Source organism: Bergeyella porcorum, assembly GCF_042427575.1.
Classification (GTDB): Bacteria; Bacteroidota; Bacteroidia; order Flavobacteriales; family Weeksellaceae; genus Bergeyella; species Bergeyella porcorum.
Genome location: NZ_JBHMFD010000001.1, coordinates 176679 through 189825 on the forward strand (window position 1 = coordinate 176679; position 13147 = coordinate 189825).

The 13147-nt window shown below is 36.5% G+C and carries 9 protein-coding genes; 2 read left to right on the forward strand and 7 right to left on the reverse strand.

Annotated features, from left to right (window positions below):
* Nucleotides 1-168 precede the first annotated feature (168 nt).
* Both ACFFUE_RS00760 and ACFFUE_RS00765 read left to right on the forward strand, forming a co-directional pair.
* Entirely contained in the window at nucleotides 169-4233 is a 4065-nt protein-coding gene (locus ACFFUE_RS00760) for a DUF8696 domain-containing protein (protein ID WP_376831934.1), read from the forward strand.
* A 50-nt stretch (nucleotides 4234-4283) separates the two neighbouring features.
* Complete coding sequence (locus tag ACFFUE_RS00765) at nucleotides 4284-4907, forward strand: phage tail-like protein (RefSeq protein ID WP_376831936.1); 624 nt, start codon at nucleotides 4284-4286, stop codon at nucleotides 4905-4907.
* Nucleotides 4908-5469: 562 nt separating this feature from the next.
* Here ACFFUE_RS00765 and ACFFUE_RS00770 read toward each other — a convergent pair.
* From ACFFUE_RS00770 to purD, 7 genes are all read right to left on the reverse strand, one after another.
* A complete protein-coding gene (locus ACFFUE_RS00770; protein WP_376831938.1) occupies nucleotides 5470-6306 on the reverse strand; it encodes a 1,4-dihydroxy-2-naphthoyl-CoA synthase in 837 nt (278 codons plus the stop codon).
* Between the two features lie 110 nt (nucleotides 6307-6416).
* Nucleotides 6417-7286: a GLPGLI family protein gene (locus ACFFUE_RS00775; protein ID WP_376831940.1), complete on the reverse strand. Its 870-nt coding sequence runs from the start codon at nucleotides 7284-7286 to the stop codon at nucleotides 6417-6419.
* 104 nt (nucleotides 7287-7390) lie between these two features.
* Nucleotides 7391-7660 carry a 30S ribosomal protein S15 gene (gene rpsO, locus ACFFUE_RS00780; RefSeq protein WP_327984696.1) on the reverse strand — a complete coding sequence of 90 codons (270 nt, stop codon included), beginning with the start codon at nucleotides 7658-7660 and terminating at the stop codon, nucleotides 7391-7393.
* Between the two features lie 140 nt (nucleotides 7661-7800).
* A complete protein-coding gene (gene purF / locus ACFFUE_RS00785; protein ID WP_327984697.1) occupies nucleotides 7801-9291 on the reverse strand; it encodes an amidophosphoribosyltransferase in 1491 nt (496 codons plus the stop codon).
* Nucleotides 9292-9310: 19 nt separating this feature from the next.
* Entirely contained in the window at nucleotides 9311-10033 is a 723-nt protein-coding gene (purC, locus tag ACFFUE_RS00790; RefSeq protein WP_376831942.1) for a phosphoribosylaminoimidazolesuccinocarboxamide synthase, read from the reverse strand.
* A 174-nt stretch (nucleotides 10034-10207) separates the two neighbouring features.
* A complete protein-coding gene (gene guaA, locus ACFFUE_RS00795; RefSeq protein WP_376831944.1) occupies nucleotides 10208-11737 on the reverse strand; it encodes a glutamine-hydrolyzing GMP synthase in 1530 nt (509 codons plus the stop codon).
* A 153-nt stretch (nucleotides 11738-11890) separates the two neighbouring features.
* Nucleotides 11891-13132 (reverse strand): phosphoribosylamine--glycine ligase, encoded by a 1242-nt coding sequence (purD, locus tag ACFFUE_RS00800; RefSeq protein ID WP_376831946.1) that lies wholly within the window; start codon nucleotides 13130-13132, stop codon nucleotides 11891-11893.
* Between the last annotated feature and the right edge of the window lie 15 nt (nucleotides 13133-13147).

Sequence of the window (13147 nt, forward strand, 5' to 3'; positions counted from 1 at the left end):
TAGCTTTTTTACTTATAGTTATTGATGAAATCATAATTTATTGATGCTGTATTATGTCTTTTTTTATATCAAATAAAAAAGGTGTACCTCTGCACGATAATTAAATATTACGATTATTTCATTTTTAAATGATCGATTGATAAGTAACATTTTAAACACTTTTTATATATGAACACATCTTTAAAACAAGCCCTATGGCTTTTAGTATTGTTCTTTACTAGTATCGGTATACAGGTAAAGGCACAGACAGTAGAGTTTCTCCGTATGGATAACTCCTTGATTACAGACCTAAATGAGGTTTATAATGGTGGTAATGGACAAAATATCCAGATTAAAGTAAGGGTAACTTATCCATCGGATGCCACAAACAAAAAAATGAAACTTACTTTAGGTAACTTCTTATCATTATTAGATGATGGGACTTCTGATGAAAATACAAATTTATTTATCAATGGGATTACCCCAAATATAAAACAAAACCAAGCAAGAGTTTATACCAATTCTATAGTACCTAATGCTGGCGGACAGTATTATAATGCAGTAGGAGTGGTATATACTTCTATACCTACAGCAGAACAGTATGTTTATACGATGAATGACGTCGTTAGTGTAACCATTCCTCTTACCTTTAAACTAAATCCAGATCTAAGATTAAATGGTATTGCAACAGACGGAACTATTAATGGTTCTAGTGAGGGAATTGAAAAATCAACTCCTATTACCGCTGAAGTATTGTACGACCATCAAGGAAGTTCTTATGCACAAAGTGCGGTCTTAAATAAGATTAAAGTTACTCCATTGTATTCTCGTAAAGTAGATGTATATCGTGAGATTTATAGCAATGCTACAAGTCAAAATGGGAATACAGAACATATGAGATTTGTCCTCATCAATACACAAGGGTATTCTATGCCACCATTCATAGAAGAATTTGAATATGAAATGCTATTGCCTCAAGGAATTTCTATAAATGTACTAGATGCACTTACAAGAAATGCTTTTGATATCACTACAGAAGTTTTAGGTACAGGTCAAACTAAAATGACTTTCGTGAAAAAGCCAACCTATTCGTATTCATCTAGAAATGTAGCAATGAATATAGCCATTGCTGAAAGTTTGGTTGCGGATGTACCAGCTGGAGGAACTAGAACCTTTAACATAGAAGTTACTTATAAAAAAATTAGATTAAGAAACTTTACAGCAGATACCAATCTTGCTAATAATTCTGGTTCAATAGGAAATGTTACAAGCTACTCCATCTTTCCTGTAACATATACAAGACTATCTGACACTGAAACAATAGGATATTTTGGTACGACACAGGGAATGGCGATTAACAGCGAACAAATCACATCAGGTATTATATCTTATGTAAGATCGGCTAATACTGTAAATAACTATACTGATTTTTATACAGCCTTAGGTTATCTTCCTTATGATTTCTTTTTGGTTAATATGGATACTCAGAATGCCACCCGTCCTAAAGAGGTACTTTTTGAATTTCCTACATCAGATAAGTTTGAAGTAAAAGGAATACGCTTGTGGAAAAACACGGGTTATACAATGACAACCATAAAAGTAAAAACCAAAAACAACCCTACTCAACAGACACATACCGTAAATTATAGTGGGAATGATTTGAAATTTGTAGATGTGGTTTCTTTAGGATATAGTGCAGATGATGTGCTTACGGAGGTAATTATGCCTATTGGAGCCATTCCTGCCAAAGGGAGTATTAAACAAGATAAGTTTGGTCGCCAAGCAGATGTTTTTGGTATATTAAAGGTACCATCAGCTATATCTAATTCTCCTATTCAATTAGACAAGATTACTATAAGAGACGAAAACTATGATGCTAATAGTGTAGATAGAAATTATTCTCAATTAGCATTAAAACAATTAGTAGAAATTAGCAATGGTTCCACAAGAAATAATGTGCGCATAGATATGCCTAATTCTCAAGTAGTAAATGGCTATGAAACTGCTACTTTAAATTATATTATAAAAAACAAAATACTAGATGGTGGACAACACTGGGGAGATCAGAATGGTTTTACCGAAGTGTCTAAAGTAGCTGTTGTTTATCCTAAGGAAATTACTGTAAAATCGATAACTTTTACCAATAGCAATGGTGTCACCATTACAGCTACCCCACTAGCAGTAAGAGAGCAAGATGATAAAAAAATCTATACTTATGATCTAAGTCAGACTTCCGGCACAGATAATATTATAGGTTGGATAGGTACGCCTGGGCAAGGTTTTAATGAAAATTTTATCACCGCTAAAGTAGAAATAGAAAATACTTCATTTTCTACTACAATTTATCCACTTACCAAAACCCTTTATGTAGAAACTTTACAAAATAGACATTTCTTCAATTCAGGCTTAGTGGCTAGAGGGCAAGATATTTATGACATCAACCAAAATGGTGCTACCAATGATGCAACTGTATATACAAATGCCTCAAGCAGTAATACGCTAACTTTAGTAGCAATAGAACGTGTACAACTGGGAATTGAAGCAAAATTAGAAAACGAAACCAATTATCAACCGCTACAACAAGGTGAAAGTTTTAACCTGAAAAGTACAACAGATAGAGTAAATATTAAGTATAACATATCTAACCCAACCAACAAAGAATTAGGGGATATAGACTTGTTTTTGCCTATTGCTAAACTTAATCAAAACTGGGGAACAAACTTCCAAGATGAAGCATTTAAGTTTGATATGAACTTACAAAATACTCTAGTAGGGGATACTACTTTCAACCAAATATTTGATGTAAGTTATGCTCATATCAGTAATCCTCAACAATACTCTATCGATCAGCTAAAAAATTTCAATTGGGGAGTTTATACGGGAGAGTCAGCCAATATGATACGTATCAAGACTAAAACTGGTCAAAAATTGGCGGCTAATACTACATATCCTATTACAGGAACATTTCAAGTAGCAAATGCTGAAAATGCAGTAGATGGGTCTATGAATTCGTGGAATGCATTTTATCGTATGATATTGGATAGCTATGGTTCTTTGGATGTAAAAACAGAAAAACTCAATGTAAAAATTGCTCTTGGACGCATAAATGTAGTAGCTTTTAACGACATCAATATGAATGGTATAAAAGATACTGGCGAAGTAGCAATAGAAAATCTGAACATAAAAGTACTATCTCAAAATCCAACTCAAGGAGAAACTCCAATAGTAGAAGGAAGTACAGATAATGCTGGGAATATGAATATTCAAGGATTAGTATCACAGACTACATATACTGTAAAAGCAAATAACCTAGATGTTGATACATATCGATTTACTAATGGTAATACAGATGGTAACGAAACTGCAACATACCAAATTTCGGCAACTGGAATAGGGCAAAATGTGCCTACTGTATATGTGGGAATTACCAATGCAAAAGCAGTAGTAAAATTCATTACAGAAATAGACAAAGGATTATTTTCAGATGACGATACAGCCCTCCTAACAGAAAAGACCGTTACCAAGTTTTGGAATGAGAAAATCACACCAGTACCAACAATTGTAAACCAAGGTACTTTTACCTTCAACGGATGGATAGACTCTGTGACAGGAGCAATATTGCAAAACAGTGCAATAGAAACAATGGACTTAGGTCGTTATGTAGGTAGAACTTTCACTGCTAACTACTCTGATATCCAAGCTAATTCATATTGTATTACTACACGAATTCCAGATCCTTTAAAGCAAGGTGATGAGGCAGATGCAGCACTATATATAGAACCATCTGGATTACCAGAAGGGGTTACATATGAGTGGATGGATGGTACACCATCTACTTGCCCTCAGACATCTGGAGTATATTATACAAAACAACGAGTAAAAGTAACCTTTCCAGCAGACCAATCAGCTAAAATAATTGATGTCGTTGTACTATTGGAACCTCGTAATGATTTATATGGAGTAGAAAATATTACACACGAACTTCGTACAGGGCAAATATTAACTCTCACTACAGGAGTAACTCCATCTGAAGACGATTTTACTTATCAATGGGAAAAAAGTACCAATCTATCAGAATGGACAGCAATAGAAAATGCTACTGCTCCTACTTATGAAGTAATAAATCAAGAAGTCGTTACTACTTATTATAGAAAAGTATCCACAAGAAATAATTGTAATATCACAAGTTACCCTATAAAAGTAACCGTAAAACAAGCAAGAGCATTCATTAATGCAATCGGGACAAAAAGATAAAATTTTTACCTTTTTGAAAGAAATAAAATATAACAAAAAAAAGAAATAAAATGAATAAATATATTATCATAATTTTGATGCTATCAGGAGTATTAGCTCACGCACAGGAAGGGAATGTAGGAATTAATAATATGAACCCTCAGGCTACTTTACATATTTCAAAATCAAGTATATCAGGAAAGAATCAAGGATTAATTATTCCGAATGTAGAAAAAAGTGACATTAAATCATTCAGTAGCAATGTGGAATCTACTTTGCTATACGCTACATCTGGAGATATATCTGATACGAGTGCAAAAACTCAAGAAATAACCAAAAAAGGGTTCTATTACTATGATGAAAGCTCTAGTAAATGGGTTAGTCTAGCTCCTAAAGCCCAATTTTATATGCCATCAATAGAAATACCTATGACAAGTAATATAACCCATAGTATTGATTTGTATGACCAATATCAACAACAGTATGATACTCAGGTGGTAGCTAAAAACCCGAGTGCCAAAAATCTACGAGTATTTTCTAGAACAGAGTTAGATTATTATATAACATACAATTCTGGAGTATTTATAGATGTTATGGTAAGTGATGATGGAGTATTAACTTACAAGGTATCCGCTACAGCGACAGCAGATCAGCTAGATAGAGCTTATATGAATGTTGTATTTCAAGAGAAATAAATTATTTAGCCTAAGTTCGGATTAAGGAAAGTTTAGAAACAATTGACCGTCATTCACCTTTTAAAGGTTGAGTGACGGTTTTTTTAATAAATAGTATTCACAACTATCCGAAACTTTAAAAATAAAAATTGCCTGAGAATGTCGTATATTTGAAATATACTGTCCCCCAAATTTAGACCACAGTTAAGCGGATTTAAGTTGATAATTGGGTTCAAATTGAATTAAATCTTTTGGTTTTTGATAGTTAATTCCTTGATGTTTTCGGTTGTTGTATCCTGCAATAAATCCCTAATCCCTTCGTATAGTTCCAATCCTGATTCCATAGGATTGAGATAAATATAATCATACTTTATCTTCCTGCTTTTTTCATTTTTCCACGAGTCAAAATCAATATTTTTTTAACTTAACTCGTGGTCTGATATTTTTGGAGAACATTATAATCATCCAAATACGAAAAAAAGGAGTTGAACGATTCTTGCAAAGATCTCATATTTTTAGAAAAATTAGCCTCCCAAAATTTAATGGCATAAAAAAAGCTGCCCTTTTCGGACAGCTTCCTACATTACGAAATCCATTGGTCTTCTCCGAAGTTTGGCTTTCGCTTCTCTAAAAAGGCATTGCGACCTTCTTTGGCTTCGTCGGTCATATAGGCAAGGCGGGTGGCTTCTCCGGCAAAAACTTGTTGACCTACCATTCCGTCGTCGGTGAGATTCATTGCAAATTTTAGCATACGGATAGAAGTTGGTGATTTTGCCAATATCTCTTGAGCCCACTCATAAGCCGTGTTTTCCAGTTCAGCGTGAGGCACTACTTTATTGACCATACCCATTTCAAAGGCTTCTTGTGCAGAGTAGTTTCTGCCTAAAAAGAAAATCTCGCGGGCTTTCTTTTGCCCTACCATTTTTGCTAAATATGCCGAGCCATAACCACCGTCAAAACTAGTAACATCGGCATCGGTTTGTTTGAAAATAGCGTGTTCTTTGCTTGCCAGCGTGAGGTCGCACACCACGTGAAGTGAGTGCCCGCCACCTACTGCCCAGCCGTTTACTACGGCAATCACCACTTTGGGCATAAAGCGAATGAGGCGTTGCACTTCTAAGATATTGAGACGATGTCTGCCATCTTCCCCCACATAGCCTTGATGTCCGCGTGCCTTTTGGTCGCCACCGCTACAAAATGCGTGTCCGCCATCTTTGGGGCTTGGACCTTCGCCGGTGAGTAGCACTACGCCGATGCTTGGGTCTTCATACGCATCGTAAAAAGCATCGTAAAGCTCCGATGTAGTTTTTGGGCGAAAAGCATTGCGAACCTCTGGTCGGTTAAAGGCGATTCTTGCCACGCCACCTGATTTCTTGTAAGTAATATCTTCGTATTGTTTTACGGTTTTCCAATTTTTCATTTCAATAAATTTTTGGGTAAAAATAAGGAATTTTAGCGTGATGAGAGCAATATACAGAGTCCATTTTAGACAAAAAAGGCTTCAACATTGCTGTTAAAACCTTTGGTATGCTATGGCGTTAGAAGGTCAGGCTCTATCAGATTATTATTTCGCTTTATGGATTCTTTTGCTTGTGTTTCTCTTTTTCTTATAAATTCATTCATATCTATCGGATTGCCGCTGGCATCTTTAACATACATAGTTGCTCCACTTTGATACATCATACGGAGAGATTTAATAGGGTCTTTTCTATAGTCTGAAATCGCCTTTTTATATTGTTCTCGTTTTATAGGAATATATTTTTTGCTGCCACTTTGCTCTGCTTCACTTTTCCATTCTTGGTCTTTTAAAGATTTTGAAGCTTTTAGTTCCATTTTATGAGAGCCTGTAGCATCTTCCACTTTCACTATTAAGCCTGGTAAGCCGTGAAATTTGTAAGGTCCATCTACAACGGGAATTTCCGTAGCAAACCACGCATACCAAGTTCTCCCCCAAAGTTGAGTTTTGGCTTTCTGGGCATCAAATTCTCCTATTTTTTCTTTATCTGGTAAGATTTCCCAATTGATTTTTAAGTTTTCCTTCACCAAATATTTATCTGAACTAACACTATTGAAGAATTGTATTTCAAAATCTGGATAAGTTTTCTCTACGATATACCCCACTTTTCCTACTTTAATCCCGCTCATATCAATGCGAACATCAGTAGATTTTGTGGCAAATTGCTTTTGGATTTGTGCTTCAACGATAGAATCTGATTTATATTTCCCATAGCTATAATATTTAGAGCCTTTGGGAGAAATGTCCAGATACATTATTTCTTCTGATATTTTTTCTTTGTTGGTAGAATCTTGAATCCATCGGTATTCATACACGAATCTTTGATTTTGAGCTAGTAGCCAAGTGGTAAAACTTAACATCACTAATGTCATTAATCTTTTCATATTTTACTTGTTTTTAAAATTAACGCTACTAATATAATATTTTTTTGAATACCCAAAAAAAGCAACCCATCTCTGAGTTGCTTTTGTTGTTCTGATAAGATGTATTATTTTCTTAATCCTAATTCTGCGATGATCGCTCTGTATCTTTCGATATCCTTATTTTTAAGATAATCTAACAATCTCTTTCTCTTACCTACCAATTTCACCAATGATCTTTCAGTAGCGTAATCTTTATGATTAGCTCTCAAGTGCCCTGTAAGGTGGTTGATTCTGTAAGTGAACAATGCGATTTGTCCTTCCGCACTTCCTGTATCTTGTGCAGATTTTCCGTGTTTTGCGAAGATTTCAGCCTTCTTTTCTGATGTTAAGTACATTCCAATATTATTTAAATGATTATTATGTAACGAGGTGCAAAAGTATGATATTTTAATTTCTCCACCAAAAATTTGGCTTCTTTTTTACTCAAAAATTTTTGATTTCTCAGAAACATTTCCTTTCTCTTCCCTCAATAGCCTTAAAACATATCTGCATTTTCGCCTTTGCCCACAGGATATTGCTCTGTAAAGCATCCGAAACAATGCTTGTCTGAACCCAAAATTTCTTTCAAATGGTCTAATGATAAAAATTCTAAAGAATCTACGCCCAAGTAATCTTTCAATTCTTCTTTGGACATATTGGCAGAGATTAAATCATCTTTGGTAGGGGTATCTATTCCCAAAAAGCACGGGGCTATGATGGGTGGCGATACGCTTCGGAAGTGGATTTCCTTAACGCCTGCATCTTTCAATATTTTCACCAATCGTTTGGAGGTTGTTCCCCTCACAATGGAATCGTCTATGATGACTACGCGCTTGTCTTTAATTTCCGAAATAATAGGGTTTAGCTTTAGATTAACAATACGCTCTCTCATCTCCTGTGTAGGGACAATGAAACTTCTACCAATGTATCTGTTTTTAATCAAAACAGGGCGGAAAGGAATGCCCGAAACTTTTGAAAATCCAATGGCTGCTGGCACCCCAGAGTCTGGTACGCCTATCACCATATCGGCATCTACGGGGGCTTGTTCCCAAATTTTTTCTCCAGATTTTTCTCTAATCTCGTGAACATTGATGCCCTCTAGGCTGGAGTCTGGTCTTGCGAAGTAAATGTATTCAAAAGAGCAAATGCTATTCTCACAGTTGTCTTTTACCAAGAAAGATTTTAAACCTTCTTCGTTCTCGCTGGTGTAAACGATTTCGCCTGGTAAAATATCCCTCACATACTGAGCTCCCACGGCATCTAAGGCTGCACTTTCTGAGGCTACTACATAGGTTTTGTTATCCATTGCACCCAATACCAACGGACGAATGCCGTGGAAATCTCGGAAGGCAAAGAATTTATTTCTCGTAATCCCTACCACAGAGTAAGCACCTTGGATTTTATCCATTGTAGCTTTGATGGCACCACGAAGACCTAAATCCAAGTTTTTCTGAATTAGCCTTAGAATAACTTCAGAATCCGAAGTGGCACGAAATACCACCCCCTCTGCTTCCAACTCTTTTTTGAGTTCCATTGCATTGGTAAGATTACCATTGTGAGCGATGGAAAGGATAATCTGGTCGTACTCGTTTTTAGCAAAAAATGGTTGATAGTTGTATTTCTTCTTATCTCCTGCTGTGGTATAGCGGGTATGCCCTATTACGCCATTGCCCATAAAGGTTTCTGGCTCTTGGATTTCTTTATAAACATCCAATACCAAACCTTCATCTTTGATATTGAATATCTTATTGCTATTCATCACTGAAATACCGCAAGCTTCCTGCCCGCGGTGTTGCAAGGCAAATAATCCAAACTGAGAAAGTGAAAAGGTATCCAGATTATGTTCAGAATAAAGCCCAAATATACCACACTCCTCGGTAGGGGCATCTATGGCTTCCTCTTCTGATGTACGGAATAGGTTTCTTCCGTAGTTTCTGTTTTTAAATTGGTTAAGATATTCTTCTCTGTGCTTTGCTAGATCTTTCATTATTGTACTCGGGGACAGATTATTTATTTAAAGCAGATTTTAATCTTTCGTAAATTTCTAAATAAGCTTCTGTAATTTCGCCTAAATCTCTTCGGAAACGGTCTTTGTCTAATTTCTTCATCGTATCTTTATCCCAAAGTCTGCAAGTATCTGGCGATATTTCGTCTGCTAAAATGATTTTACCATCAGAAGTTTTTCCCAATTCTATTTTGAAATCTACGAGAATGATGTTCATTTTATCAAACAATTCTTTCAGCAATTCATTAATTTTCCCAGTAAGGGCATACATCTCATCTAGCTCTTCTCTGGTAGCTGCACCAAGGAAAATAGCGTGATAGTCGTTGATTAGAGGGTCTCCCAATTCATCTTTCTTATAGCAAATATCAAAAATAGTCACAGGAGATTTTGTCCCTTCCTCTACGCCCAATCGCTGAGCCATACTTCCTGCGGCGTAATTTCTCACCACCATTTCCAAAGGGATAATTTCCACTTTTCTTACCAATTGCTCTCTATCATTAAGGTGCTTGATGAAGTGGGTATCCACACCTTTTTCTTTCAGATATTCAAATATCAAAGTGGTGATGGCGTTATTGAGCTCTCCTTTTCTATCGAAAGAACCTTTTTTCTGTGCATTGAATGCCGTAGCATCGTCTTTAAACTTTACGATCACTTCCTCTGGATTGTCTGTAAGGAAGATTTGTTTTGCTTTTCCTTCATAAAGCATTTCTCTTTTCTCACTCATAAGATTGGTCTTATTACTATTTATATTAGATTTATAGATTGTTTTGCAATGAATTTGCCCAACAAAAATACGCAAATTAACATTATGTTTAAAAATATTATATACTATAACCAAAAAACCTTTCATCAAGTATTGTTTAGATGAAAGGTTTGGGATTATACTTTTAAGATATTTCTACTCCCACTCTATGGTTGCAGGCGGTTTGCTGGAGATATCATACGCCACACGGTTGATGCCTCTTACCTCGTTGATAATTCGGTTGGATACCAATTCCAAAAACTCGTATGGAAGTTTGCTCCAAGTTGCCGTCATAAAATCGATGGTATTGGCAGAACGCACTACGGCGGTATATTCATAGGTTCGCTCGTCGCCCATTACTCCCACAGATTTCACGGGTAGCAATACTACAAACGCCTGAGAAACTTTCTCATAAAGCTCGTGTCTGTACAATTCTTCTATGAAAATATCATCGGCCTCTTGTAGGATTCTTACTTTCTCCGCATCCACTTCGCCCAAGACTCTAATACCTAAGCCCGGTCCTGGGAATGGATGGCGATATACCAAATGATGTGGAATGCCGAGCTCCTCGCCTACTCTACGCACCTCATCTTTGAAAAGTTCGCGTAAGGGTTCCAAAAGTTGAAGTTTCATATCTTCTGGCAAGCCTCCTACATTATGGTGAGACTTTATTACTGCCGAAGGTCCTTTCACCGATTGAGATTCTATCACATCAGGGTAAATAGTTCCTTGAGCCAAAAACTTCGCTCCTTCCATTTTGTGAGATTCTTCATCAAAAACGGCAACAAATTCGTTTCCTATGATTTTTCTCTTCTGCTCTGGGTCTGAAACACCTTTTAATTTAGACAGAAATCTCTCGGAGGCATCTACCATTTTAATGTTCATATTAAAATGCTCACCGTAGTTTTCCATCACCTTTTTGCCTTCGTTTTTACGCAAAAGTCCCGTATCTACGAAGATACAAGTGAGTTGGTCACCAATGGCTTTATGAATGAGCACCGCTGCCACGGAAGAATCTACGCCACCAGACAAGCCCAAAATCACTTTTTCTGTGCCTACTTTTTCTCTGATTTCGGCAACAGTTCTCTCTATATAGCCCGTCAGTTTCCAATTTTTTTCTGCTTTACAGATGTTCAAAACAAAGTTCTCTAGCATTTTTCCGCCCTCTTCAGTATGGGTTACCTCTGGGTGAAACTGCACGGTATATATTTTTTTATCTTCGTTCGCCATTGCGGCAATCACACCACTTTTCGCTGAAATTTCAAAGCCTTCTGGGGCTTCTGCCACCTCATCGAAATGGCTCATCCATACGATAGATTTTTCAGCAACACCATTGAATAATGCGTTACTCTTCACGATTGCCAATTCTGCTTTTCCGTATTCTCCTTTTTCGCCTTTGGTCACTTTGCCTCCTAAGAGGTGAGCGGTAAGCTGCATTCCGTAGCAAATGCCCAATACAGGAACGCCTGCCTCGAATAGCTCTTTTTCTACCAAATGAGCATCTTCCGCATTCACCGAGCTTGGCCCTCCTGAAAGGATAATCCCCGATGGCTTTTTGGCTAAAATCTCAGCCAAAGGTGTATTGAAAGGTATAATTTCTGAATAGACTTCCATCTCACGGATTCTTCTACCAATCAGTTGATTGTATTGAGAGCCAAAGTCTAATATGATAATTCCATTATTCATTTCTTAATTTTATGATAGGCAGGTTAATTGTTAATTGTTAATTACAATGATAAATTTATTATAAATATATTGCATTGAAATTAACGCTTATAGCTTACGGCTGAAAGCCTACTGCCTATTTGAAACGACCATTAACAATATACTGCCTTTGATTTAAAATTTTGCGATGTCTTCTCTATAAAATCCGTAATCGAAATTGATGGTAAGGGCATCTTCATACACTTTTTGCCTTGCTTCCTCATAGGTATCTCCTGTGGCTACCAGATTGAGCACTCTACCTCCTGCCGTTACAATTTTATTTCCTTTATACGCCGCTCCTGCAAAGAGAACCTGACTGTCTTTTACTTTATCTATTCCTACTATCTCAAAGCCTGTTTCTATATTTCTTGGATAGCCACCAGAACACATTACCAGACAAACCGCTTTTTCATCTTTAAACTTCAAATCCAATTCTTTTCCATCCAAACAATCTTGGATAACATCCAATAGATTATTTTCTAACAATGGCATTATAACTTGTGTTTCAGGGTCGCCCAGACGCATATTGTATTCTAGAAGATGGCAACCATTTTTAGTTACCATCAGACCAAAGAAGATAAATCCTTTGAACTGAAGATGCTCAGCTTTTAGCCCCTCTAAAGTTGGTTGCAAAATATTTTTCTCAAAATCTTGCATATGCTCATCATTAAACTGAGGGCTTGGTGCTACACTTCCCATTCCACCGGTATTGGCACCCTTATCACCATTACCTACTTTTTTATAATCTTTTACAGGGATACAAGGAAATAGTTTTTCACCATTAGAAAACGCAATAATAGACGCTTCAAATCCTTCTAAATAATCTTCTATAATCACCTGAATACCAGAGTCGCCATAGATTCTACGAATCATAAAATCTTCTAATGTGGCGTCTGCTTGCTCTAGGTTTTCACAAATCACCACCCCTTTTCCACCAGCCAATCCACTGGCTTTGATTACCAAAGGAAACTTTTGCTTTTGTAGATATTCTTTAGCATCTGGATAAGAATCAAACACAACCGCTTGAGCTGTTTTGATGCCATAAGTCTGCATAAATTTTTTAGAAAAAGCCTTGCTCCCCTCTAATGTTGCAGCTCTTTGCTTGGCTCCAAAGATTTTAAGCTCGTGATTGGTAAACTCATCTACAATACCATCTACTAATGTAGCTTCTGGACCTACAATGGTGAGATCCACTTTATTTTTGATGGCAAAATCTCTCAGTTCTACCACCGTTTTAGCATCATAGACATTTTCTCCCAATTCTTCTGTGGTAGCATTACCTTTCGCAAAAAACATCTTGGTAATTCTGCTATCTCCCGCTAATTTCTTCGCAATGGCAGACTCTCTACCACCGTCACCTACAATAAGTATTCTCATATTTACTTTTAATTT